We start from the raw sequence: 24,228 nt of genomic DNA on the forward strand, positions 1-24,228 counted from the left end.
CTCCTTGTTCTTGTTTGCCGTAGCATCGTAGTAGCCCGCAAGATAGATAAGCGCCCTGCCCCGCACCTCGTCCATTCGGACCAGTATCCCCACTCTGCGTTAGTCCATAAAGACGATGACCGGCCAGTGTCCCCGCCCAATACTGCGGCCACTGAACCTGAATAATACGAGGCAGATATGACTGCTCAGGCAAGCTTCAATCCCAGGGCGTTTCGCGACGCCCTGAGCACCTTCACCACGGGCGTGACCATCATCACCACCCGTGCTGCAGATGGCTCACCGGTTGGCATTACCGCCAACAGCTTCAACTCGGTATCGCTCAACCCGCCACTGGTGTTGTGGAGTCTGGCCAAGTCCGCCTACAGCCTGGATGCCTTCGCCCATACCAAGCAGTGGAACGTACATGTGCTCTCGGTAGAGCAGGAAGGCCTGTCGGGCCGTTTTGCCGCCCGTGGCGAAGACAAGTTTGCCGGCATCGAACTGGATCGCGGCATCAACGACATCCCGCTGCTGCACAACTGCACTGCACGCTTCCAGTGCCGCACCGCCTTCATGTACGAGGGCGGCGACCACATGATATTTGTCGGCGAGGTGCTCGGTTTCGACCAGAGCCACCTGCCGCCGCTGGCCTTCCAGAGCGGCCAGTATGCCCTGACCGCACGCAAGCCGCGCGAAGGCGTGCGCCTGTCGCGGATTGAGCAGGTCGCCCCGGACTGCAGTTATACCGAGGATCTGCTGGGCTACCTGGCCGGCCGCGCCCACTACCAGCTGGTAGCCTACCTGCGCACCCTGCTGCAGAACCACCAGCTCGATGAACACGCCTTCTTCGTACTGTCGGTACTGAGTATCCAGGACAACCTTACCCTCAAGGAAATCAACCACTTCGTCGCCTATACCGGACGCGAGGTGTCGATCTCCATGCTGCTGTTCCTGCAGAAACAGGGCTACATCGTGGCTGACGAACAATCCGGTGAACAGCGTTTCCTGCTGACCGGGGAAGGCCGCGAAGTCTCCCTGGAGCATGTGGCGCTGGCCAAGGCTGTCGAGGAAGAAGTCACCGAAAAGCTCGGCGTCGGCGATACCCAGGCGCTGAAGTTCCTGCTCAAGCGACTGATCCAGGCGACCGACCCCGGCTTGCCCGATCTCTGGACCCTCGACGGCCCGGCTGATCAACAGCCTAACGCTGATTAAGGGGCCGCGGCATGTCACTCCTTGAGCGATTTTCCCTGGATGGCAGCGTGGCCCTGGTCACCGGCGCCGGCAAGGGTATTGGCCAGGCGATTGCCCTGGCCTATGCCGAGGCTGGTGCCAGTGTCGTCTGCGCCGCCCGCACCCTGGCTGATGTGGAAGCCGTTGCCGAGCAGATTCGCCGCCAGGGCGGCCAGGCCATTGCGCTCAGTTGCGATGTCAATGACGCCGCCCAGCGCGAAGCCGCCGTTGCCGCCGCTGTGGCGGCCTTCGGCAAGCTGACCCATCTGGTCAACAACGCCGGCGGCGGCGGGCCCAACAGTCCGTTGAAACTGAGCTGGCAGGAGTTCGACCGCTCAATGCACTTCAACGTTACCAGCGCCTATCACCTCATCCAGCTGTGCGCGCCGCACATGCGTGAGGCCGGCCAGGGCAACGTCATCAACATTACCTCCGGGGCGGCGCGTTATATCCAGCGCAATTTCAGCCGCTACGCCGCGGCCAAGGCGGCGTTGACTCACCTGGGCAAGATGCTGGCCCAGGACTTCGCCCCGGTGATCCGCATCAACGCCATCGCCCCCGGGCCGATCATGACCGACGCGCTGGCTGGGGTGATGACCGACGAGATTCGCCAGATCATGGAAAACAATACGCCCCTGGGCTGCCTGGGCGAAGTAGAAGATATCGCCGCCGCGGCGCTCTACCTGGCGTCCCCGGCTTCGCGCTGGGTGACCGGCAAGGTCATCGAAGTCGATGGCGGTGCCGAAACCAGCGTCTTCCCTACCTGAACGGAACCCGATAATGGACGAACAACTGATCAAGGCGCTGGGCGATGAACTGCATGCCGCCCTGCGCGACCGCACGGCGCTGGCGCCACTGACCGAGCGCTACCCGCAGATTACCCTGGACGATGCCTACCGTATTTCCCTGCAGTTCCTGCAGCGCCGCGAGGCGCTGGGCGAGCGCGTGATCGGCAAGAAGATCGGCGTTACCAGCAAGGCCGTGCAGGACATGCTCAATGTGCACCAGCCGGACTTCGGTTTTCTCACCGACCGCATGCAGGTGGCCGACGACAGCGCCGTGAGCCTGGCCGAATACAACCTGATCGCCCCCCGCGCCGAAGGCGAGATTGCCTTCATCCTGGCCGAGGACCTGAACGGCCCCGGCATGACCGCCGGCGATGTGCTGGCGGCGACCGAGTCGGTGGCGCCCTGCTTCGAGATTGTCGATTCGCGTATCGCCAACTGGCAGATCCGCATCGAGGATACCGTGGCGGACAACGCCTCCTGCGGGGTCTTCGCACTGGGCGAGTCGCGCATCGATCCGCGCAGCCTGGATCTGGCCGCGGTTGAACTGAACATGCGCCGCAACGGCCAGCCGGCCGGTAGCGGCCTGGGTTCGGCCGTCCAGGGCCACCCCTGCGAGGCCGTCGCCTGGCTGGCCAACACCCTGGGCAAGCTCGGGATCCCCTTCCGCCGGGGCGAAATCATCCTGTCCGGCGCGCTGGCGCCGCTGGTGCCGGTCAGTGCCGGCGACCATATCGACATGCACATCAGCGGACTGGGTAATGCCAGCCTGCGTTTCATCGACTAACGTCCGGAGGCAACCCATGAGCAAGAAGATCCGCTGTGCCCTGATCGGGCCTGGCAATATTGGCACCGACCTGCTGTACAAGCTGCAGCGCAGCGAGGTACTGGAGCCGGTGTGGATGGTCGGCATCGACCCCACCTCCGAGGGCCTCAAGCGCGCCGAGGAAATGGGCCTGAAGACTACCAGCGAGGGTGTCGATGGCCTGTTGCCGCACGTACGTGACGACGACATCCGCATCGCCTTCGATGCCACCTCGGCCTATGTGCATGCCGAGAACAGCCGCAAGCTCAACGAGCTGGGCGTATGGATGATCGACCTGACCCCGGCGGCGATCGGCCCCTTCGTGGTGCCCTCGGTGAATCTGCAAGAACACGCAGGTCAGCCGATTCTCAACGTCAACATGGTCACCTGCGGTGGCCAGGCCACCATTCCCATGGTCGCCGCGGTATCCCGTGTGCAATCGGTGGAATACGGCGAGATCGTCGCGACCGTGTCGTCCCGCTCAGTAGGACCGGGCACGCGCAAGAATATCGATGAATTCACCCGCACCACCTCCGGCGCCATCGAGCAGGTGGGCGGCGCGAAGAAGGGCAAGGCGATCATCGTCATCAACCCGGCCGAGCCGCCGCTGATCATGCGCGACACCATCCACTGCCTGACGACCGACACCCCGGACCAGGCGCGCATCACCGACTCGATCCACAGCATGATTGCCGAGGTGCAGAAATACGTGCCCGGTTACAAGCTGGTCAACGGCCCGGTATTCGACGGCAACCGCGTCTCGGTGTTCATGGAGGTCGAGGGTCTTGGCGACTTCCTGCCCAAGTACGCCGGCAATCTGGACATCATGACCGCCGCCGGCGCTCGCACCGCCGAACTGTTCGCCGAGAAGATGCTCGATGGCAGTTTCGACCCCGACGCCATTGCCGCCACCCTGTAAGGAGCCGCCCATGAACCTGCAAGGCAAGAAAATCACACTGCACGACATGACCCTGCGTGATGGTATGCACCCCAAGCGCCACCAGATCAGCCTGGAGCAGATGCAGGCCATCGCCAAAGGTCTGGATGATGCGGGCATTCCGCTGATCGAAGTAACCCACGGTGACGGCCTGGGCGGCAGCTCGGTGAACTACGGCTTCCCGGCGCATACCGACGAGCAGTACCTGTCGGCCGTGGTGCCATTGATGAAGAACGCCAAGGTATCCGCCCTGCTGCTGCCGGGCATCGGTACCATCGACCACCTGAAAATGGCCCGGGAGATCGGCGTCAATACTATCCGCGTGGCCACCCACTGCACCGAGGCCGATGTGTCCGAACAGCACATCAACCTGGCCCGCAAGCTGGAGATGGACACCGTCGGCTTTCTGATGATGGCGCACATGAACAGCCCCGAAGGCCTGGCCGAGCAGGCCAGGCTGATGGAAAGCTATGGTGCCAACTGCGTATACATCACCGACTCGGCGGGCTATATGCTGCCCCATGATGTCAGCGCGCGGATCAGCGCGGTGCGCGCCGCCCTGCGCCCGGACACCGAGATAGGCTTCCACGGTCACCACAACCTGGCCATGGGCGTAGCCAACTCCATCGCCGCGATCGAGTGCGGTGCTACCCGTATCGACGCCGCCGCTGCAGGGCTGGGCGCCGGCGCCGGCAATACGCCGATGGAGATCCTGGTCGCCGTGTGCGCGCGCATGGGTATCGAGACCGGCGTTGACGTGTTCGGTATCCAGGACGTAGCCGACGACCTGGTGGTGCCGATCATGGACTTCCCCATCCGCAGCGACAAGGACGCCCTGACCATGGGCTATGGCGGCGTCTACGGCTCCTTCCTGCTGTTCGCCAAGCGCGCCGAGAAGAAGTACGGCGTACCGGCCCGGGAAATCCTGGTCGAGATGGGCCGCCGCGGCATGGTTGGCGGCCAGGAAGACATGATCGAAGACACCGCGCTTACCCTGCTCAAGCAGCGCCAGGGCTGAGCCAGCGGCACCATCTGGGATGGTTCGAGCACCAGCTCGTACCAAGGCTAGCCGGCACCGCAACCGCTGCCGGCGGACTGGACTGGTCGCGTCTGGCGCGCCTCGGATTCGGCCCGACCGGTCGTAGCCGGGGCGCAGCTCCCAGGCCCGCTGCCCTCCCCCAACCCAGGAGATCCACCATGTCGGCAACCGATATCCACACCAGCAGAGCCAGCCATACGGTGCTGGCCCTGCTGGTCGGGGGTTATGCGAGCATCTTTCTCGGCCGCCAGATCATGGCGGTGATGATAGAGCCCATCAAACTCGAGTTCGGTGCCAGCGATACCGCCATGGGACTGATTTCCGGGCTGGCCTTTGCCGTGGCCTACGCCCTGATGGGCCTGCCTGCCGGGGGCCTGGCTGACCGCCACTCCCGGGTTCGCCTGTTGGCCCTGTGCGGCGTCGTCTGGGCGATCACCACGGTTATCTGCGGCTTGGCCGTCAGTTTCCCGATGCTGGTGGTGGCGCGCATGCTGGTGGCGGTGACCGAAGCACCGGTTACCCCTGCCTCCCTATCGCTGATTGCCGACCTGTACCCGGCACGCAACCGTTCCCTGGCCATCAGCTGCTTTACCGCTGCACCAACGCTGTCCGCCATCGTCGGGTTGAGCCTGGGCGCCTGGGTCATCGACACCTGGGGCTGGCGCACCGGCTTTCATATCATCGCCACGCCCCCGCTGCTGATCTCGGTACTGTTGGCGCTCGCCGTGCGCGAGCCACCCCGCGGCCGTTTCGACAATCCACTGCATGCCGGTGCACCGGGGCTGACCCTGTGGCGTTCGGCAGGGCAGCTGCTGGGCAACCCCCACTATCGCAAGCTGGTCGCCGCCTGCGCCTGGTTCAGTTTCAGCGGGCTGGCCTTTGCCATGTGGAACACGCCGTTCCTGATCCGCTCCCATGGCCTGTCGCTGCAGAGTGCCGGCATCCTCGCCGGAGTGGTCACCGGTTGCAGCGCGGCTGTGGGCGGGCTGTTCAGCGGTTGGCTGAGTGATCGGCTGAATGTGCGCAGCCCGGCCTGGCTGCTGGGCTTGCCGCTGATTGGCACTGGCTTCACCCTGCTCAGCATGCTGCTGTACCTGCTCTGGCCGCCGGGCATCGCGTTCCGGGTGGGCGCGGTCGATGTGCCAGCCGCCATGCTCTGGTGCGCGCTGGCGGGTTTCTTCACCATGTGGTGGGTGGCGCCCTGCTTCAATCTGTTGACGCAGATGGTCAGCCCCTGGCAGCGCGCTACCGCCATTGCCCTGCAGACCATCTGCACTACCCTGGCCGGGATCGGCCTCGGGCCGCTGTTGACCGGTGCGTTAAGCGACCTGTTGCTGCCCTGGAGTGGCGGCGAGTCGCTGCGGCATGCCCTGCTGCTGGTGCACCTGAGCCTGCTGCTAGCGATGTTCCTGCTGTGGCGGCTGTACCGCCAGCAGGCCTTCGCGCCAGCGCAGGCGTTGCCAGCAACGTGAGGGGAACCCGGCGCTCAGAAGCGACCGGGGCGTACCATGGCATCCATGCCGCCGTCGGCAAACAACACAGTGCCATGGATGAAGCTCGCCTGCGGCGACAACAGGAAGCGGATCACCTCGGCCAGTTCCCCGGGCTGGCTGCCACGGCCCAGCGGCGCGACGAACTTGCGGGTCGCCTCACCATAGCGCGGGTCCTCGGTGGACGCCTGGTACAGGGGCGTCTCGACCACGCCCGGCGCGACCACATTGAGCCGCACGCCGCGTCTGGCCCAGTCGTGCACCTGCCGGCGCACCAGCGCGCTGATGGCGTATTTGGAACCGGCATAGGCCATGCTCGGCTCGGCGGCCTGATTGGCCGCTTCGATGGCGGCGCTTTCCTCACCGGCCAGCATCAGCTCGACGATGGCTTGCTTGTCCGCCCCCGGCTGCACCGAGGCGACCGAACCGACCACCACGGCGGACGGCTGGCTACCCTTGCTCAGCGCATCAGCCAGACCCGCGAGCAGACTGCTGGCGGCAAAATAATTGACCGCCAGAATCAGCCCGCAACTTGGCGCGGTGACGCCAACACCGGCGCACAGCACCAGATGATCCAGCGTTCCGCCACAGCGGTCGAGTACCTCGCTGATCGCCTGCTGGCGCCCCGCAGCGGTGGCCAGGTCGGCGTTGATGTCACTGTTGGCGCGGTCAATGCCGATAACAGTGTGGCCGGCCTCCTGCAACTGCCGGGATAGCGCGGCACCGATGCCGGAGGCGGCGCCGGTAATGGCGGTAATGGGCATGCTTGAACTCCTGTTGTGATGGCTCTTGCAGGTTGGCCGACGTCGACCAGCCCGGTCTCTATTCCTTGGTGAAGCAGCTGGATCAGACCGGCGGCAGCCGATCGAACCAGGGCTGCGCCTGTTCCAGCTGGCCGGCCAGCTGCAGCAGGGTGCGCTCGGCACCGAAGCGGCCGGCGAACATCACGCCGACCGGCAATCCCTCCGGGCTCCAGTACAAGGGCACCGACATCGCCGGCTGGCCGGTGATGTTGTACAGCACGGTAAATACCGAACTGCGGGTAGCCACCGGGCCGAATTGATCCAGCGGCAGGTCCATGTCCACCACGCCCAGCGGCGGGGGCGCCCAGGTCATGGTCGGGCTGAGCACCAGGTCAAAGTGCTCCATGAAGCGGGTCATGTCACGGCTGGTCTGACGCAACCCTTCCTGGGCGCGCAGGTAATCCACGGCGCTGAGCTGCCGCCCCCAGGCCAGCATCTCCATGTTCACCGGTTCCAGATCGTCCGCGGTCACCTTGCGCCCCAGCTGGGTTTCCCGCTGAGCCACCCGTTCGGCCAGGCCGGCCACACTGAGGGTACCGGAAGCCTGCATGGCGGCGCGCATGTCCACCTCGGGAACCGCCTCCACCAGCTCATGGCCCAGCTCGCTGCACAGCTGCACGGCCTGGTCCAGCGCCGCCAGGCAGACCGCGTCCACCGGCATCTCCAGCAGCGGCTTGCGCATCACCGCAATGCGCAAACGCCGCAGCGCCTGCTGCAGCTGGTCGAGATAACTGCCCTGCCCCGGCGCGCCGAAACCCGGCCCGGGGGTTTCCCAGGCCAGCGCATCGAGCATGGCGGCCGAGTCACGCACGCTGCGGCTGATCACATGTTGCGCCGACAACAGGCCGCGGGCTTCGCCCGGGCCATTGCCGATCGGCACCAGGTCGCGACTCGGCTTGAGACCGAACAGGCCGCAGGAGGACGCCGGCAGGCGGATCGAGCCGCCGCCATCACTGGCATGGGCCACCGGCAGGATGCCCGCCGCCACGGCCGCCGCCGCGCCCCCGGAAGAGCCGCCGGCGCTGTGTTCAAGATTCCAGGGATTGCGCGTATCGCCAAACAGGGTGCCTTCGGTGGACGGACTGTTGCCGAACTCGGGACTGTTGGTCTTGCCGAAGATCACCAATCCCGCCTGGCGCGCCCGGCGCACATAGGCATCGTCCGCCGCAACCCGGGCCTCGCGAAAGAACCGCGAGCCGTGGGTGGTGATGGTGTCGGCCATGCTGACACCCAGGTCCTTGAGCAGGAAGGGCACCCCACGGAACGGGCCGTCGGGCAGGGCCTCCCCGGCCAGCCGGCGCGCAGTCTCATAATGCCTGATGACCACCGCGTTGATGTGGGGATTGACCTGTTCGGTACGGGCGATCGCCAGCTCCAGCAGTTCGGCGGGGCTGACCTCGCCCTGCCGGACCAGCCGGGCCAGCTCCAGGCCATCGCAGCGCCGGTATTCATTAAAACCCATGCTGCCTGCAGCCATTGCCGGCAGCGGGCGCAGGCCCAACGCGGTGCCGGCCGCCAGGCAGGCCGTGCCCTGCAGGAAATGCCGTCGTGTTATCCCGGGCATCACCCCTCCTTGTTCTTATTGTGTGGTGTTTTGTCTTGTCTTGGTCACGGCTGAAAGGCGACGAACCTTTCCTGCAGGGTCGCCAGTGGGGTATCACATCGCTCGACCTGCACCATCCTCTGCAGCCCGGGCAATTGCGTCAGCGCGGCGGGTAGCGGCTCGCTGCGATCAAGCCAGTCGATCCATAACAGCGCGTTACAGGGCAGCGGGCAGCGCGGGTCATTGTCCAGCAGGTCCAGGTGCATGCCGTGCAGATCCGGGCGGGCACTCGTCAGTTGCTCGGCCAACTGCCGCGCCTCGGCCAGCAGACTGTCCCCGTGCCATTCCAGCAGCAGGACCCGGCTGTCGAGCCGCCCTGTCGCCGGGTCCCGGGCTGGGGTGATCAACACATGCCGGCGCACCCCGGCGACGCGGATCCGCGCCGGGTCCATGAATTTCAGTTCATCGTCCATGACCAGCTGCCGGGAGCGGGAGCCCATCACATCCACGTCATCCAGCCAGGCCGGGGCTTCGAATTCACTGATGCAATCGAAATCCAGCTCCGGATGATCGAGCAGATGGTTGCGCGTATAGCCCAGGAACGGGAAATACTGCATGGCCAGCGGGCAGTGGGTGGTTTCGTAGTAATCCCGAAACCCGGCGCGGTCCAGGTCGGCGCGCCGTGAAACCAGGGAAACAGCTTTCATTCCTTTTCCTTCGCCATCGGGTTGTCCGGCATCTCGCCGTACCAGCCAACCAGTACCAAGTAGCGGCCCACCCGCTGGATCAGCGCCGTCTTGGGCTCGACCTTCTGGGTCGCCGGGTTGCGCCACTGGTAACTGAACTGGCCAGTGTCACGGCCCTGCATATATTCCAGCAGCGGCGCCCCCAGGGGCTCGCCGGCATGGTCGTCGACATTGTCGAAGCGGCTGCCGACCAGGCCACGGTTGTAGCCATGGCCAACGAAACGCTCGGTCTCGCTGTCGATGATCACCGGATAGGTGTCGTCCTGGTAGAACTGGGCATCCAGCTGGTTGATCTGGCGGATGGTTTGTTCGGCATCGTCGGTCAGCGCGGCCGCGACCCGTTCCAGCATGTTCTGCGCATCGGCGGGATCGGAGCGGGGAATGTAGTAGCCGACGGCAAGGATGTGTTCATCGAGGATCTGGTAGAAGGCCTTCTTGCGCTCGACCCGGCCCTGCCGCCAATTGATCCAGCGATACTCGCCTTGCTGGATCTGGCCGGTGACCGGCTGCGCCAGCACCGCCTCGAACCCCAGTTGCAACTGGTCATCCAGCAGGGGCGATATGTCCCGCCCGATCAGCTTGCGCGACGGGCCGCCGCTGGCCAGCATGGTGCCTTTACGGTCGACTACAAAGACGTACAGGTCATCCTCGGAGAAGGGCCCGGTCCGGCTGAAGGCGGCAAAGGCGCGCTCGCCCTCCTCCTGGTAATAGGCCACCGCCCGCTCCAGCAACGCCCGGGCGCGCTCCTCGTCACTCTTGGTCGTGGTAGCGGCGACCAGTACGCCGCAGAACAGCGCCGACAGCAGCATACCGGCCGCCAGCCATTTCTTCATTGGTGTCATCAGCAACTCCCGATCCGTCACAGGGTAGCCCTGACGGTAGGATATGCCGCCGGCGGCAACATCGTCCGTTCGGACGGCAGCAACGAAAAAGGCCGCCCCATGGGGCGGCCCTGTTCACTGCCGGTCCGGCTCAGCGATTGTCGACGGTAATGAACTCGCGCAGCTCGTTCATCTCCGCCGGGATCTCGGCCTCATCGGTGTAGAACTGTGCGTACCATTCACGCAGCTGGTAGATGGGGCCGTCCCCTTCCGCCAGTACCGGGAAGTCCACCGGCCGCTTGGTACTCCAGATATCCACGTCCTGGTAGAAGGAGTTGCGGTTCTGTTGCACATACTCCAGCGCCAGCGCCTGGTTCTGTTCATCGGTCCAGCCGGGGATTTTCTTGACCAGTACGCCGAAACGCAGCTCGAACTGGTTCGGTTTGGTCGGCACGTGGCAGTTGAGCAGGATCGACTCCACCTTCATGCCGTCGTATTCCGCGGTCATGCGGGTGAAGTGGGTCGCCGGGCCGTAATAGGCCGAGTCCGCCACCAGGTCGCCGCCCAGGCGTTCGGAATCACCGTGGAACAGCTGGGTGCCGATGTGCCCCTGGAAGGTATTGCGGAAATACTTGGTCGGCGCATCGTGTACCGGACCGAAATGCTGCGCATCGACCAGGTTGTCCACCAGTTCGCGCGGGTGGGTGTCGATGATCATCAGGTCCAGGTGCCAGTCGTTGTCCCACTCGGGGCTGTCGATTTCCGGGAAGTAGGGGATCTCGACGCCCTCTGCCGGCGGCAAGCCTTCCGGGTTGTGCCAGACGAACAGCAACCGGTTGACCTCGCAGGTCAGCCACTTGCGGGTCTTGGCCTTGGGCGGAATGCGCTTGCAGTAGGGAATGTCGGTACAGCGGCCGCTGGCATCGAATTGCCAATGGTGGAACGGGCAGATCACCTTGCCATCCACCAGCTGGCCCTGGGACAGGTCTGCGCCCATATGCGGGCAATAGGAGTCCAGCACGGCGATCTGGTCGTCCTTGCCGACGAAGGCCAGCAGGCGCGTGCCGAAGATATTCAGGGTGTGCAGCTTGCCGTCACGGAAGCTGGCTGCTTCGCCAATACAATGCCAACCGCGGGCGTAACGGTACTCTGCCGTTTCCGCCACGGGTTTGATTTCGATCATCTGATTCATAATCCCGATCCTCACTGAGCGTTGAGCGTTGTTATAGTTTTTCGGCACGGCTCGGTTCAGCCCACCATGCAGCACCGCCCGATGCGGCGGCATGAACCTGTCGGAAAACCACATCCGATGTGCGGTATCTTCGCGCCAGCATGGCGCCCGCTACATCCCTCACTTGGACTAGGGCGCCAGCGGGTGACATCAGACGGCCTGGTCGGGATGGTTCCAGGCCGGCACTATGCCGTGCTCCAGGGCAAAGGGCTGGGCATGTACGGTGCGCTTCTGGTGCAACCCCTGCTCGTCGTGCAGTGCCAACCAGCAGATCACGGCGGCCGGAACCGGCGGCGGCGCCGAGCCGGCGCCCAGCGCTCGTACCCCGGCCTCGCCAATGGTGGCCTTCAGTGCGTCCGTGGTGACTACCCCGGGGTTGACGGTGTAGGCGCGCAGCCCCTGCCCGCCCATTTCTGCCCTGAGTACGCCGGACAGCCGCGAGACCGCCGCCTTGCCGGCGCCATAGGCATAGCCCCAGCCGCCCTTGTCCGCAGCCACCGGCGGATTGCTCTCGCCGGCCCCCGAGGTGATGTTGATCACCACCCCGGCGCCCTGCTCCAGCATGGCCGGCAACAGCCGCTGGGTGAGCAGTACCGGCGCCAGCACATAACCCCGGTGCATGCGCTCCAGCGTGTCGGGTGTCAGGGCGAGGAAGGTGGCGTTCAGGTCACTGCCCTGATACACCGCGTTGTTGACCAGCACATCGATGCGCCCCGCCTCCCGCAGCAACTGCTCGGCGGCGGCCTGCACCGAGGCGGCGTCCAGCAGGTTCATCGGGATGCACCAGGCCTGGCGACCCAGTGCGCGGATCTCGGCGGCGACCGCGGCCAGACTACCCGGCAGTGGCTTGCCGTCCGCTCCGGTCAGCGCATGCTCATGCTGCTGCCCCTCTTCCAGCGTCCGTGCACTGATCGCCACATCAAAGCCGGCCCGGGCGAAAGCCAGCGCGGTTTCCCGGCCGATGCCACGGCTGGCGCCGGTCACCAATACCACCTTGTTCATATTCTGCTCCTGAATGCCTGAGGCTATGCCGGGAGCAGTATCGAAGGGTGCTGCGCAGCGCTCATCGTCTGCGCAGACTAGGAACCGCTGGCGGGGGGCGCCGCCCGTCGTTCAGCTGGCCGGTACCGCGCGCAGCTGCGGGCGTCTGATCACATGGATCGGCTTGTGCAGCGGGCTGATATTGCCGCCGCGCCCCAGCGAGCCGACGCTGTTGAGCATCACCCGCACCAGCTCGGCCTGGCGGCGTACCCCGGTCTTGGAGAAGATTGCCCGCAGGTGCGCCCGCGCGGTATTGCGCATGATGCCCAGCTCCTCGGCGGCTTCCTCCAGCGACAGGCCGTTGGCCAGTTGCAGCGACAGGGCCGTCTCCGCCGGCGTGAAGTTGAACAGCTCGCGGGCCACCCGGTTATCTACCTGGGATTTGCCCACCGCATCCCGGATATACACCATCACCGCCGGCTGGCCCCGGCCTTCGGCCCACTCGGCGCCGGCAATGGGCTCGACCACCACACCCAGGCTGACTTCGCCGGAGGGCCGGGCGACCGACAGCGCCTCCCGGGCGCCCCGGGGTTGCGGCGCGTCCTTGGACTCCACCGCATCGCGGATCAGTTTGTGCAGTTCCCGGTTATCGCTGGGGTAGCTCGCTTCCAGCCGCGAACCGACCAGCTTGAGGCCATCGGCCTGACCCAGCAGCTCCCGGGCCACGTCGTTGAGCTGCAACACGCCGCCCGCGGCATCCAGCACCAGGGTAGCCACCGACAGCCGGTTGACCGCCGCGGCGTACAGGTTACCCAGCGACTCGCTGCGCCCCAGCAGGTTGTGCACCTGCAGGCTACGGCGCAGGTGCGGCAACAGCCGCAGGCACAGGGCCCGGTCCTGTTCGTCGAAAGCCGGTTGGCGCTGGCTGCGGGTCAGCCGGAAGCCCAGCACGCCGGCATCGGCGGTGGCGATATTGGCGCCCATGATGTGGTAGACGTCGTTGGGCTGGCTGTAGTCGCGGTAGTAGGTGCTGCTCTCCCATTCCTCGCGGCTCATCAGTTGGTCCATGCTATAGACCTGGTCGGCCGGCATACGGCCCAAGGGCGCATCCCAGCGGTAATCATTGAAATAGGCCAGCTTGCCGGCCCACTCGGGCTGGCCGGAGATCAGGGTGATGCCCATGCTGTCGGCGCAGGGCGCGCGCAGGATCAGGCTGACATAGTTGGCCTGGAACAACACGCGCAGCTCGTCCAGTGCCAGGGACAGTTGCTCGGTCTCCAATGCGCCATCATGAATCAGACCGACGATACGGTCGTAGTCATCCAGCGACAGGGACGGGTGGCTGATCGGGAGTGCAGTTACTGCCGTGGTCATTGTTGTTGTCATGCTGTAGTACCTCTGCCTTTGGCTTGGCTAAGCCGGCTTTTTATCGTTATTAGCGGCTGACCTTGGGGTCAGCCTGAAGCCTCCGTGCTTTCCAGGTCGACCGTCCGGGGTCGACCTTCAGACCCTATTCAGCGGCTACGCAGGGAACGCAGCTCCGGTTGCGGGATGATTGCGCCGCGATTGCCCAGTGGGCTGACCTGGCCCCGGCCCAGCGAGCCGACGCTGTTGAGCATCACTCGGACCAGTTCGGCCTGGCGGCGCACACCGGTCTTGGAGAAGATCGCCCGCAGATGAGCCCGTGCGGTATTGCGCATGATACCCAGCTCTTCGGCTGCTTCCTCCAGCGACAGCCCGTTGGCCAGCTGCAGCGCCAGCAGGGTTTCTGCCGGGGTGAAGTTGAACAGCTCGCGGGCGATCCGGTTATCCACCTGGGATTTACCCACTGCATCGCGGATATACACCATCACCGCAGGTTGGCCGCGGCCTTCGGCCCATTGGGCGCCGGGGATGGGTTCCACCACCAGCCCCAGGCTGACCTCACCGGAGGGCCGGGCAATGGACAGGGCTTCGCGCACTTCCCGGGGCTGGGGTGCATCCTTGGATTCGAGTACGTCGCGGATCAGCTTGTGCAGTTCGCGGTTGTCACTGGGGTAGCTGGCTTCCAGCCGCGAGCCAACCAGTTTCAGGCCGTCGGCTTGCTTGAGCAGCGCCCGGGCCACGTCGTTGAGCTGCAGCACACTCCCCGCCTCGTCGAGCACCAGGGTGGCGACCGACAGGCGATTGATGGCCTCGGCATAGAGACTGCCCAGCGACTCGCTGCGCCCAAGCAGATTGTGCACCTGCAGGCTGCGCCGCAGGTGCGGCAACAGCCGCGTGCACAGCGCCTTGTCCTGTTCGGAGAAGGCCGGTTGCTGGTGGCCACGGGTGATGCGAAAACGCAGAACGCCGGCATCGGCGGTGGAGATATCCGCGCCCATGACGTGATAGACATCATTATTCTTGCTGTATTCGCGGTAGTAGGCGCTGCTTTCCCACTCGGCGGGGCTCATGACGTCGGCCACGGTGAATACCCGATCGGCCGGCATGCTGGCGAAGGGCGTCTCGCCGTGCAGGTAGCGGAAATAGGTGACCTTGCCACTGCCTTCCAGATTGCCCGCCACCAGCATCAGGCCCACATCCTCGACCCCGGGAATGCGCAGGATGAGAGTGACATAGTTGGCGTGGAACAGATTGCGCAGCTCTTCCAGGGCTACGGACAGCTGCTCGGTCTCCAGGCCGCCATCATGGATGTGCCCGATGATCCGGTCGTAATCATCCAGGGACAGGGACACGCTGGGCGGTAACTGCATTGTTGTGGTACGTGGTGTATGTGTTGTGCTTATTGTTGTCATCGCTGCAACCTCATGCCGTTTGTTGCTTCCGCAGAAGCCGGTCTCTTATCGTTATTTGGCACTTCAGGCTGGCGCCTATATTGCTCAGTTCGAGCCGCTTAGGCCAGCCCCCCGTGCCTCCATCGGTACTACTGATCTGAATCCATCTTTTTGGCTGATCATGGCTGCCCCAGGGTCACCACACTGTTGAGCACCAGGCGGACCAGCTCGGTCTGTCGGCGTACGCCGGTCTTGGAAAAGATCGCCCGTAGATGGGCCCTGGCCGTGTTGCGCCGGATGCCCAGCGAGGCGGCCGCCTCCTCCAGCGACAGACCATTGGCCAGCTCCATCGCCAAGGCTGTTTCCGAGGGGGTGAGACCGAAGACCTGGCGGGTGACGGAGGTGCTGAGCAGCGACTGGCCCACCGCATCGCGGCAGTAGATCACCACCGCCGGCCTGCTCTCGCCCTCATCCCAGTTCTGTTGGGGCACCGGCTCGACGACGATGCCCAGGCTGACCTGCCCCGATGGCCGGGCAATGGACAACGCCTCAGCCAAGGCCACGCGGCCCTCGGTGGAGGCGCTGGCCGCCCGGATCGATTTGTACAACCGCTTGTTGTCGCCGGGGTAGCTGGCCTCCAGCCGCCCGCCGACCAGTTTGAGCCCGTCGCCGGCGGCCAGCATGTCCCGCGCCACCTGGTTGGACTCCAGCAGTTGGCCACTGCTGTCCAGGATCAGCGTGGCGACCGCCAACCGGCCCATCGCCTGAGCATAGAGCGCACTCAGGGAGTGGCGATGGCCGAGCAGGCTGTGGATGTGCAGCGCCCGGCTCATATGTGGAATCAGCGTGCTGCACAGGGCCCGGTCCGCTGCGGAAAAGGGCTGCTGGTCCGGTGCCCGGGTCACCCGGAAGCGAAACACCCCGCCACTGGGCGGGGCAATATCCACGCCCATGACGTCGAAGACGTTCTGCTTCCGACAGTAGCGCTGGTAGTAATCCGAGCTGCGCCAGCTGTCCATGCTCATCAGGTCGGTGACCGTGAACACCTGGTTGACCGGGCAGTTGACGAAGGGCGTCTCCGATAACGGGTAGGTGATATAGGAGATGCTGCCCTGCCCTTCAATGTCGCCGATCACCAGCATCAACCCCTTATCCGAATCCTGCGGGATACGCAGGATCAGGGTCACATAGTTGGCGCGGAACAACTGCTGCAGCCGCGTCAGATAGCGGCTCCAGCTGTGATCATCCATGGCCGCGTCGTAGAGTTCGCCCAGCAACAGGTCGAAGGACGAGCTCTCCAGCGGCAGCGATCGCTGATCGGCATTCATGGGGTGGTCAATGGCCCGCCCGGCGCGGCCGCATAGCCGGTGGTTGCCGATGCCGCCTGGACCGTCACCAGCGGCTTGCTGCGGTTGAACCAGGCCGCCAGCCCGGGCAGCAGGAAGATGGCGCCGAACACGTTGACCAGGAACATGAAGGCCAGCAGCACACCCATGTCAGCCTGGAACTTCAGCGGCGCGAATACCCAGGTGCCCACACCCACCGACATGGTCACGGCGGTGAACAGCGCCGCCGTGCCCCGCTGGCACATGGCTTCGTAGAAGGCGGTGCGCACGTCCTTGCCCATGGCCAGCTCATGCTGCATGCGCTCGTACAGGTAGATACCGTAGTCGACCCCTACCCCTACGCCGAGTGCCATGACCGGCAGGGTAGCGACCTTGAGACCGATGCCGAAGACCGCCATCACCGCGTTGCACAGGGTCGCAACGATGGCCAGCGGAATCAGCAGGCAGAGCACCGCGCGCACGGAGCGGAAGGTCAGCCAGCAGAACAGCGCCACCGCCAGCAGCAGTGAACCATGCATCTGGATCTCGGCCTTCTGCACTGCCTCGTTGGAGGCAGCCATCACGCCGATATTGCCGCCCGCCATCTTGAACTCGACCTTGGGCTCATCGATGTTGGCGATAATCTGCTCCACCTGCTCGGTTACCCGGGCGATGGTGTCACCTTCATGGTCGGTCAGGAACAGCAGCACCTGCATGGTCTGGCAACCGTCGACCACCAGCCCGTGGGAGCTGGAATAGGCGCGCGAACCGGGCATCAGGCCGCGGGACGAGCCGGGAATGGCCGCCCAGCGCGGGTTACCCTCGTTATTCCCGGCGATGGACACCTTGCCCATGCCCGCCACGCTGTGCACCGAGCTGACCCGGTCGATGCTGCGGGCGTGGAAGTCCAGCTCCTCTACCGCGCGCATGACGTCGGCATCCAGGCAGGCTTCCTCGATATCGGTTTCCAGGTAGATGGACAGCACGTCCAGGCCGATGGAGTATTTGCTGGAAATCTGCGCATTGTCCTGGTTGTAGCGCGAATCCTCCCGCAGCTCCGGCGCGCCGACGCCCACGTCACCGACGATCAGGTCACGGCTCTTCCAGGCCCCGGCCACCAGCAGCACCAGGCTGATGGCAAAGACCCCCAGCGCCGCCTTGGGCGTTGCCAGTACCGACAGGCTCCACCACAGCGCATGCTTGCCATCAGCGTTCAACGCGCGCTGCGCGTAGGCGCGCCGGTCCAGCCGCAGGTAGGAGAGGATGATCGGCAGCATCATCTTGTTGGTGACAATCATCAGCAAACCGCCGATACAGGCCGTCAGGCCCAGCTCATGCACGATCGGGATGTCGATCAGCATGATCACGCCAAAACCCAGGGCGTTCATCAGCAACGCCAGTGCGCCCGGGATAAAGATCTTGCAGAACGACACCCGCGCGGCTTCCAGGGAGTTGTGCCCGCCGAGAATGTCCTGCTTCCAGGCGTTGGTCATCTGCACCGCGTGGGATACGCCGATCGAGAACACCAGGAAAGGCACCAGGATCGACAGCGGGTCGATGCCCATGCCGATCAGCGGCAGCACACCCAGCAACCAGACCACCGGCACCAGCGCCACGCAGAGCGCGACTATGGTCTGCACCAGGGAGCGGGTATACACCCACAACATCAGCGCGGTAATGATGAAGGCGATGGCGAAGAAACCGATCACCATCAGCAGGCCGTCGATCACCTCACCGGTCAGCTTGGAGAAGCCGACGATATTGATCTGGATATTGTCGTTCTCGAAACGGGTACGGATCTCTTCCAGCTGGGCGGCGATCTCGGTATAGGAAATCTGCTCGCCGGTCTCGGGATTGAATTCCTGCAGCTCGGCATTGACGATGGCGGCGCTCAGGTCATTGGCTACCAGACGGCCGATCTCGCCTGACCGCGCGGTATTGCTGCGTACCTGCTCCAGGTCCTCGGGGGTGCCGGAGAAATGCGGTGGGATCACCACATCGCCCACGAAACCGTCCTCGGAAATCTCCACATAGCGCACATCGGGGGTGAACAGCGAGCGCACGCTGGCCCGGCGCACCCCGGGAATGAAGAACACCTCATCGGTGACCTGGCGCAGTACATCGAGGAATTCGGCGTTGTAGATATCCCCTTCGCCCTTCCAGTTGACGCTCACCAGGATGGTGTTGGCACCGCTGAAGGTCTCGCTGTAATGCAGGTAGTTTTCCATGTAGGGGTGGGTGACCGGGATCTGCTTGTTGAAGCCCGGGTCGAGCTTGATCTGCGTGGCGCTGTACCCCAGCCCCAGGGTAATCAGGACGAAAATCGTGAGAAACAGCTTGCGGTTACCGAGCAGCCCATCTGCCATGGACTCCACCCAACGCGCCACCATCTGACTATGCTTGGCCATACTTCCCCCTTATTGACCGATGACAGCGAGATAACCACGGTCCTGCTGCAGCAGGCCCCGCTGGCCAGCGACAAAGAGATCGCCGCCTGGCAATACCACGGCGGAGGTCAAAGTGCCCAGGCCACTGAGGTAGCCGGTGTCCTTGAGTTCGCCATCGCGTGAAATCTTGACGAAGGCACCACCGGTGCCGACGATCACCAACCCCGAGGCATCCTCGGCATGGCCGTAGAGCGGCAGGCGGTGCGGCAGCTCGACCTGGCTCCAGTTCTGGCCATCGTCGCGGCTGACGAAAACGTGACCGCGCATGCCATAGGTAACCCAGACGGCATCGCCCAGGTAGGCCACGCCGAATAGTGAGCCGCGGTAGAAAGGTTCGATGCGCTCCCAGTTCTCGCCCTGGTCCTGGCTGCGCAGCACCAGGCCCATTTCGCCCACCATCAGTTGCAGGCGCTCGCCGTCGCCGTCCATGTCGTTCAGGTGCTCGCCATGGATATCCAGCTCGCGCTCCTGCCAGCTCTGGCCACGGTCACTGGAACTGAAAAACTTGCCGAAACTACCGAAGGCGAAGATCTTTTCGCCGTCCGCGCTCCAGGCGCCCAGCAGCGGTTCGCCCAGCTCCTGGTCCTGCATCAATACCTCCCAGCTGTCGCCGGCATCATCGCTACGCATGAGCACGGCGTCATGTCCCACCGCCAGCAGCGTGTCGCCGCCCAGCGGGCTGATGCCGGTCAGGGTGACGGGCAACTGGTCGTCGCCATGGGTCTCGCGCCAGGTATCACCCAGATCATCGCTGACGATAATGGTGCCGCGCTCACCCACCGCGATGACGCGGTCGTCCAGCCGGGCCAGATCGTTGATCTGCAGGCGGGCCAGATCGAGTTCGACTTGCTGACCATCGGTCTGCTGCCGCGGAGAGAAGGCGTACGCCACCAGGGCGATGACTACGAGACAGAAGGAATAGCTGATCAATTTACTCATGGCTCAATCCAACCTGTGGGTATCCCTTGGCAGGGCACCTGTTGTTTTTATGAATCTGCAGCTGTTCATGCTTGAGACATAAAGGCAGCACAGCGAGTGATTGGATGGTGGTCCAGCAGCCGGCCTGTCAACATCGTCCAAACGGCTTATGTCCTTGATGGATATCAAGGGAGGCGCAGGCGACCCCGCCGAAGGAAAAGGTCACCCGGAAAAGCAAGAGCCCGCAGAATGCGGGCTCCGGTGAGACGGCAGGACCTCAGTCCAGCTCGAACAACCCAGCAGCCCCCATGCCGCCCCCGATGCACATGGAAACAACTACATAACGCACACCCCGACGACGCCCTTCGAGCAGCGCATGACCGACCATCCGGGCCCCGCTCATGCCGAACGGGTGGCCGATGGAAATCGCGCCGCCATTCACATTCAGCCGATCATCCGGGATGCCCAGGTGATCACGGCAGTACAGCACCTGGCTGGCGAAGGCCTCGTTGATTTCCCACAGGCCGATATCCTCGACCTTGAGATTGAAGCGCTGCAGCAACTTGGGAATGGCATACACCGGCCCGATCCCCATCTCCTCCGGCTTGCAACCGGCCACCGCAATCCCGCGGTACGTGCCCAGCGGCTTGAGGCCACGGCGCTCGGCTTCGGCGCGGCTCATCAGCAGGCAGGCGGCGGCACCATCGGAAAACTGCGAGGCATTACCGGCGGTGATGTGCTGGCCTTGCTTGATCCACTGCCCATCCTTCCATACCGGCGCCAGGCCTTGCAGACCTTCCAACGTGGTGCTCGGCCGATTGCACTCGTCGCGGTCTGCCGTTACCTGCTCATGCCCGGCCGGCTTGCCTTCCTTGTCGAACAGCAGTTTATTGGCCGTCAGCGGCACGATTTCCTCGTCGAACAGCCCCGCCTGCTGCGCCGCCGCAGTGCGCTGCTGGCTCTGCAGGGCGTACTCGTCCTGCGCCGCGCGGCTGATGCCGTAACGCTCGGCGACGATTTCCGCAGTCTCGATCATCGGGATATACGCCGCTGGCGCGATTTCCATCACTGCCTCGGAGCGCGCCCGGTGGGCATTCTTGTGCTTGGTCTGGGTCAGCGACAGGGACTCCACGCCACCACCAATGGCTACGTCCAGTTCGCCGGCGATAATGGCCTTGGCTGCTTCACCGATAGCCATCAGGCCAGACGCACACATACGATCCAGCGCCATACCCGGTACCGAATCCGGCAGCCCGCCGGTATAGGTGCACAGACGGCCGATGTTGTAGCCCTGGGTGCCCTGCTGCACCGCCGCCCCCATGATCACATCACCCACGTCCGCCGGATCGATACCGGCCCGCTCGACCACGGCCCGCACCACGTGCCCACCCAGGACCGGGGCCTCGGTGTCATTGAAGGAGCCGCGAAATGACTTGGTCAGTGCGGTGCGCGCAGTGGCGACGATGACTGCTTCTTGCATGCTGATTTTCCTCAAACTGTTTGATTGAAGGTGTAGCGACTGATGGTGTCGACGACGCAGCCAGGTCGTTCACTGCCCTCCACTTCCACCGTCACCCGCACCACGACTTGTACCGAACCATTGGCCAGGGTCTCGACCTGGGTAATCTCACCGGCGCCACGAATCCGCGCCCCCACCTTGACCGGCGCCGGGAAGCGCACCCGATCGCAGCCGTAGTTGACGCCCATCTGCAGGTTTTCCACGCTCATCAACTGCGGCAGGAAGTAGTTGACCAGTGACAGCGTCAGGTAACCGTGGGCGATGGTGCCGCCGAACGGGCCGGTCCTGGCCTTCTCCGGGTCCACGTGAATCCACTGGTGGTCACCGGTGGCCTCGGCAAAGGTATCGACGCGCTGCTGGTCGATGGTGATCCACTCGGTTACGCCCAGGCTCTGGCCTATGGCTTGTTCCAGGGCGGCTGCGTTGTTGAACGTAGTGGTCATGTGTGTACTCCTCGAATTCTTCATTTCGTTGTGCTGGTCTGTTCGTGTGCTGGTCGTTCGGGTGATGAGGCAGGTCCGAGGCACCTATCTCAGACACGCCGTGAATCCATCCCTGGAGGCTCGCGGTTGCCATCCCTGGCAACCGACGGTCTGAGATAGGTGCCTCGGACCCGCCCTCTCGATCTCCGTGCGGGCTGAACGAAAACCCCACCCCCCAACCGCAACTCCGGATTGAGGTCTAGCCCCAAGGCTGGAAGATGTTTGGTTTTTTTCTCCGCTGCACGATGTCAGTTACGCGTGCTTGCCGGTGGGCTACTGCGGACCGTCGGTTGCCATGGATGGCAACCGCGAGCCTACAGGGACGTATTCACGGCGTGTCCGCAGTAGCCCACCGGCAAGCGCGCAACCACCAGGACACCCAGCCACCAACCCACCGACACACAACATCAGGCCTGTTGCGAACTCACCGGCACCACTTCGCCAGTCATGTAGCTCGAATAGTCACTGGCCAAGAACATCATCACGTTGGCGACCTCCCAGCACTCTGCCCCCCGCCCATAGGCCTCGCGACCTTCCAGCTCCTTGAGCAGCGCCTCGGGGGCGGATTTGCGGAGCATGGGGTGGACGGCCAGCGAGGGCGCCACCGCGTTGATGCGCACGTTGAGCTCGGCGGCTTCCAGCGCCGAACAGCGGGTCAGGGCCATCACGCCGGCCTTGGCGGCGGCGTAGTGGGCCTGTTCCTTCTGGCCGCGCCAACCCAGCACCGAGGCGTTGTTGACGATGACGCCGCCCTGCCCACGCGCCTTCATTACCTGCAGCATGTAACGGGTCATGCGCATGGTGCCGTTGAGGGTCACGTCGATGACCTTGTTCCACTCGGCGTCTTCCATCTCGATCAGCGCCTTGGTGGTGCCCAGCCCGGCGTTGTTGATCAACACATCGATGCCCTGCAGCTTGTCCTCGGCGAAGTCGATCAACGCCCGCACCTCGGCTTCATCGGTCACGTTGCACAATTTGCCCCAGACCTCAGCCAGGCCCGTGTCCTGCTTGAGCTTTTCAACCGATGCGGCAAGGCGCCCCTCGTGTACATCGCTGATGACGATGCCGCGGCAGCCTTCCTCGACCGCCTTGAGCGCCGCGGCGCCGCCAATGCCAGCGCCCGCAGCAGCGGTGATCAATACCGACTTGCCCTTGAGCAGGCCGTGGCCGGATACATATTCAGGATTCTTCAGGTCTTTCATGGTTATCTGCCTTTGGCTTCCTTGGGCATGCCGAGGCCACGCTCGGCAATGATGTTGCGTTGAATCTGGTTGGTGCCGCCGTAGAGGGTGTCCGAGCGGGTGAACAGGAACAGCGACTGCAGCCGGGTCAGTTCGTAGGGCGCGGCGTCGATGATGTCCGCTTCCGGGCCCAGCACGTCCATGGCCAATGCGCCCAAGTGGCGGTGCCAGCTGGACCAGTGCAGTTTGTAGACCAGGGCGGAGCTGTCGGGCTGGCCCTGGTCGGTGCCGGAGAGCATGCGCATGGCGTTGTAGCGCATCAGCCGCAGACCGGTGTGGGCCTCGGCGATACGCTGGCGCAGGGCCGGGACCCTGGCTGCGCCGTTGGCCTTGGCGATGCGGACGATGTCGTCCAGTTCGTTCTGGAACTGCATCTGCTGGCCGAGGGTGGAGACGCCGCGCTCGAAGCCCAGCAGCCCCATTGCGACCTTCCAGCCGTCACCCGGCTCGCCGACGATATCCGCGGCGACGGCGTCGTCGAAGAACACCTCGTTGAATTCGGAGGTGCCAGTCAATTGCTCGATCGGTCGTACGGTGATGCCCGGCTGGTGCATGGACACCAGGAAGAAGCCCAGCCCGCGATGGGCCTGGGAGTCGGGGTCGGTACGGGCGATGACGAAGCACCAGTCGGACTCGTGGGCCAGGGAGGTCCAGACCTTCTGGCCGTTGATGCGCCATTGCCCGTCCGCGTGCTGCTGGGCGCGGGTGCGCACATTGGCCAGGTCGGAACCGGCGCCCGGCTCGGAGTAGCCCTGGCACCAGAGCTCGGTGCCGGCGCGGATGCCCGGCAGGTAGCGCTGTTTCTGGTCTTCGCTGCCGAAGGCGATCAGGGTCGGGCCGGCCAGGCCTTCGCCGATGTGGCCTACACGGCCGGGGCCACCGGCGCGGGCGTATTCCTCGAAAAAGATCACCTGCTGCTCGATGGAAGCGCCGCGGCCGCCGTATTCCGTTGGCCAGCCGACACAGGTCCAGCCGCCAGCGGCCAGGTGCTGCTCCCAGCGTTTGCGCTCGGCGGGGAACATATGCTCGTCGCCGGGGCCGCCGCGGAATTTCAGCTGGGCAAATTCGCCGGTGAGGTTATCGCGTAGCCAGCCGGCGATCTCTTCACGGAAGGCTTCGTCGGCAGCGCTGAAGGTCAGTTTCATGTTGG

Annotated in this window: 21 protein-coding genes; 6 read left to right on the plus strand and 15 right to left on the minus strand. The window is 64.4% G+C overall.

The genetic code is table 11. The features are described 5' to 3' along the window. The first annotated feature begins 177 nt into the window (after positions 1–177). From VG99_RS03910 to VG99_RS03935, 6 genes are all read left to right on the plus strand, one after another. Entirely contained in the window at positions 178–1,191 is a 1,014-nt protein-coding gene (locus tag VG99_RS03910; RefSeq protein ID WP_044498412.1) for a flavin reductase, read from the plus strand. Between the two features lie 11 nt (positions 1,192–1,202). Next, entirely contained in the window at positions 1,203–1,976 is a 774-nt protein-coding gene (locus VG99_RS03915) for a glucose 1-dehydrogenase (RefSeq protein WP_044498413.1), read from the plus strand. A 13-nt stretch (positions 1,977–1,989) separates the two neighbouring features. After that, positions 1,990–2,781, plus strand: coding sequence for a fumarylacetoacetate hydrolase family protein (locus VG99_RS03920; RefSeq protein ID WP_044498414.1), 792 nt, complete (start codon positions 1,990–1,992; stop codon positions 2,779–2,781). Between the two features lie 16 nt (positions 2,782–2,797). Next, a complete protein-coding gene (locus VG99_RS03925) occupies positions 2,798–3,718 on the plus strand; it encodes an acetaldehyde dehydrogenase (acetylating) (RefSeq protein WP_044498415.1) in 921 nt (306 codons plus the stop codon). A gap of 10 nt (positions 3,719–3,728) precedes the next feature. Then, positions 3,729–4,754 carry a 4-hydroxy-2-oxovalerate aldolase gene (dmpG, locus tag VG99_RS03930; protein WP_044498416.1) on the plus strand — a complete coding sequence of 342 codons (1,026 nt, stop codon included), beginning with the start codon at positions 3,729–3,731 and terminating at the stop codon, positions 4,752–4,754. A gap of 179 nt (positions 4,755–4,933) precedes the next feature. Further along, positions 4,934–6,247 carry a spinster family MFS transporter gene (locus VG99_RS03935; RefSeq protein ID WP_044498417.1) on the plus strand — a complete coding sequence of 438 codons (1,314 nt, stop codon included), beginning with the start codon at positions 4,934–4,936 and terminating at the stop codon, positions 6,245–6,247. Positions 6,248–6,261: 14 nt separating this feature from the next. Here the strand turns inward: VG99_RS03935 and VG99_RS03940 are convergent, their stop codons facing one another. The 15 genes from VG99_RS03940 to VG99_RS04010 all read right to left on the minus strand — a co-directional run bounded on the left by VG99_RS03940 (position 6,262) and on the right by VG99_RS04010 (position 24,223). Further along, positions 6,262–7,029 (minus strand): SDR family oxidoreductase, encoded by a 768-nt coding sequence (locus tag VG99_RS03940; RefSeq protein ID WP_044498418.1) that lies wholly within the window; start codon positions 7,027–7,029, stop codon positions 6,262–6,264. 82 nt (positions 7,030–7,111) lie between these two features. Further along, on the minus strand, positions 7,112–8,632 hold the full coding sequence (locus VG99_RS03945) for an amidase (protein ID WP_052508688.1): 1,521 nt from the start codon (positions 8,630–8,632) through the stop codon (positions 7,112–7,114). Positions 8,633–8,676: 44 nt separating this feature from the next. After that, complete coding sequence (locus tag VG99_RS15455; RefSeq protein WP_052508689.1) at positions 8,677–9,318, minus strand: EthD domain-containing protein; 642 nt, start codon at positions 9,316–9,318, stop codon at positions 8,677–8,679. Beyond that, positions 9,315–10,199, minus strand: coding sequence for a cache domain-containing protein (locus VG99_RS03955; protein ID WP_044498419.1), 885 nt, complete (start codon positions 10,197–10,199; stop codon positions 9,315–9,317). Before VG99_RS03955 ends, VG99_RS15455 begins: the two co-directional genes overlap by 4 nt. 130 nt (positions 10,200–10,329) lie before the next feature. Further along, positions 10,330–11,370, minus strand: coding sequence for a 3-ketosteroid-9-alpha-monooxygenase, oxygenase component (locus VG99_RS03960; RefSeq protein ID WP_044498420.1), 1,041 nt, complete (start codon positions 11,368–11,370; stop codon positions 10,330–10,332). A gap of 189 nt (positions 11,371–11,559) precedes the next feature. Beyond that, positions 11,560–12,411 carry an SDR family NAD(P)-dependent oxidoreductase gene (locus VG99_RS03965; protein WP_044498421.1) on the minus strand — a complete coding sequence of 284 codons (852 nt, stop codon included), beginning with the start codon at positions 12,409–12,411 and terminating at the stop codon, positions 11,560–11,562. 111 nt (positions 12,412–12,522) lie between these two features. After that, positions 12,523–13,776, minus strand: a complete 1,254-nt coding sequence (locus tag VG99_RS03970; RefSeq protein WP_204216687.1) for a helix-turn-helix transcriptional regulator — start codon at positions 13,774–13,776, stop codon at positions 12,523–12,525. A 128-nt stretch (positions 13,777–13,904) separates the two neighbouring features. Beyond that, complete coding sequence (locus VG99_RS03975) at positions 13,905–15,125, minus strand: helix-turn-helix transcriptional regulator (protein ID WP_044498422.1); 1,221 nt, start codon at positions 15,123–15,125, stop codon at positions 13,905–13,907. Between the two features lie 200 nt (positions 15,126–15,325). After that, a complete protein-coding gene (locus VG99_RS03980; protein ID WP_044498423.1) occupies positions 15,326–16,474 on the minus strand; it encodes a helix-turn-helix transcriptional regulator in 1,149 nt (382 codons plus the stop codon). After that, positions 16,471–18,879 carry an efflux RND transporter permease subunit gene (locus VG99_RS03985; protein WP_044498424.1) on the minus strand — a complete coding sequence of 803 codons (2,409 nt, stop codon included), beginning with the start codon at positions 18,877–18,879 and terminating at the stop codon, positions 16,471–16,473. The genes VG99_RS03980 and VG99_RS03985 overlap by 4 nt, the downstream gene beginning before the upstream one ends. A 9-nt stretch (positions 18,880–18,888) precedes the next feature. Then, positions 18,889–19,857, minus strand: coding sequence for a WD40/YVTN/BNR-like repeat-containing protein (locus VG99_RS03990; RefSeq protein WP_044498425.1), 969 nt, complete (start codon positions 19,855–19,857; stop codon positions 18,889–18,891). A gap of 256 nt (positions 19,858–20,113) precedes the next feature. Further along, positions 20,114–21,316 carry an acetyl-CoA C-acyltransferase gene (locus VG99_RS03995; protein WP_044498426.1) on the minus strand — a complete coding sequence of 401 codons (1,203 nt, stop codon included), beginning with the start codon at positions 21,314–21,316 and terminating at the stop codon, positions 20,114–20,116. 11 nt (positions 21,317–21,327) lie between these two features. Next, positions 21,328–21,798: a MaoC family dehydratase gene (locus VG99_RS04000; protein WP_044498427.1), complete on the minus strand. Its 471-nt coding sequence runs from the start codon at positions 21,796–21,798 to the stop codon at positions 21,328–21,330. Positions 21,799–22,244: 446 nt separating this feature from the next. Continuing rightward, positions 22,245–23,039 (minus strand): SDR family oxidoreductase, encoded by a 795-nt coding sequence (locus VG99_RS04005; RefSeq protein ID WP_082049982.1) that lies wholly within the window; start codon positions 23,037–23,039, stop codon positions 22,245–22,247. A 2-nt stretch (positions 23,040–23,041) separates the two neighbouring features. Next, on the minus strand, positions 23,042–24,223 hold the full coding sequence (locus VG99_RS04010; protein WP_044498429.1) for an acyl-CoA dehydrogenase family protein: 1,182 nt from the start codon (positions 24,221–24,223) through the stop codon (positions 23,042–23,044). Positions 24,224–24,228 lie beyond the last annotated feature (5 nt).

The sequence above is a fragment of the Pseudomonas saudimassiliensis genome (assembly GCF_000939975.1).
GTDB classification, from domain to species: Bacteria; Pseudomonadota; Gammaproteobacteria; order Pseudomonadales; family Pseudomonadaceae; genus Halopseudomonas; species Halopseudomonas saudimassiliensis.

Coding starts and splice junctions, on each gene's coding strand:
- VG99_RS03920 (WP_044498414.1), top strand. CDS start 1,990: ATGGACGAACAACTGATCAAGGCGCTGGGCGATGAACTGCATGCCGCC.
- VG99_RS03970 (WP_204216687.1), bottom strand. CDS start 13,776: ATGACAACAACAATGACCACGGCAGTAACTGCACTCCCGATCAGCCAC.
- VG99_RS03980 (WP_044498423.1), bottom strand. CDS start 16,474: ATGAATGCCGATCAGCGATCGCTGCCGCTGGAGAGCTCGTCCTTCGAC.
- VG99_RS03960 (WP_044498420.1), bottom strand. CDS start 11,370: ATGAATCAGATGATCGAAATCAAACCCGTGGCGGAAACGGCAGAGTAC.
- VG99_RS03990 (WP_044498425.1), bottom strand. CDS start 19,857: ATGAGTAAATTGATCAGCTATTCCTTCTGTCTCGTAGTCATCGCCCTG.
- dmpG (WP_044498416.1), top strand. CDS start 3,729: ATGAACCTGCAAGGCAAGAAAATCACACTGCACGACATGACCCTGCGT.
- VG99_RS04010 (WP_044498429.1), bottom strand. CDS start 24,223: ATGAAACTGACCTTCAGCGCTGCCGACGAAGCCTTCCGTGAAGAGATC.
- VG99_RS03940 (WP_044498418.1), bottom strand. CDS start 7,029: ATGCCCATTACCGCCATTACCGGCGCCGCCTCCGGCATCGGTGCCGCG.
- VG99_RS03965 (WP_044498421.1), bottom strand. CDS start 12,411: ATGAACAAGGTGGTATTGGTGACCGGCGCCAGCCGTGGCATCGGCCGG.
- VG99_RS15455 (WP_052508689.1), bottom strand. CDS start 9,318: ATGAAAGCTGTTTCCCTGGTTTCACGGCGCGCCGACCTGGACCGCGCC.
- VG99_RS03955 (WP_044498419.1), bottom strand. CDS start 10,199: ATGACACCAATGAAGAAATGGCTGGCGGCCGGTATGCTGCTGTCGGCG.
- VG99_RS03975 (WP_044498422.1), bottom strand. CDS start 15,125: ATGCAGTTACCGCCCAGCGTGTCCCTGTCCCTGGATGATTACGACCGG.
- VG99_RS03915 (WP_044498413.1), top strand. CDS start 1,203: ATGTCACTCCTTGAGCGATTTTCCCTGGATGGCAGCGTGGCCCTGGTC.
- VG99_RS03935 (WP_044498417.1), top strand. CDS start 4,934: ATGTCGGCAACCGATATCCACACCAGCAGAGCCAGCCATACGGTGCTG.
- VG99_RS04000 (WP_044498427.1), bottom strand. CDS start 21,798: ATGACCACTACGTTCAACAACGCAGCCGCCCTGGAACAAGCCATAGGC.
- VG99_RS03910 (WP_044498412.1), top strand. CDS start 178: ATGACTGCTCAGGCAAGCTTCAATCCCAGGGCGTTTCGCGACGCCCTG.
- VG99_RS03985 (WP_044498424.1), bottom strand. CDS start 18,879: ATGGCCAAGCATAGTCAGATGGTGGCGCGTTGGGTGGAGTCCATGGCA.
- VG99_RS04005 (WP_082049982.1), bottom strand. CDS start 23,039: ATGAAAGACCTGAAGAATCCTGAATATGTATCCGGCCACGGCCTGCTC.
- VG99_RS03925 (WP_044498415.1), top strand. CDS start 2,798: ATGAGCAAGAAGATCCGCTGTGCCCTGATCGGGCCTGGCAATATTGGC.
- VG99_RS03995 (WP_044498426.1), bottom strand. CDS start 21,316: ATGCAAGAAGCAGTCATCGTCGCCACTGCGCGCACCGCACTGACCAAG.
- VG99_RS03945 (WP_052508688.1), bottom strand. CDS start 8,632: ATGCCCGGGATAACACGACGGCATTTCCTGCAGGGCACGGCCTGCCTG.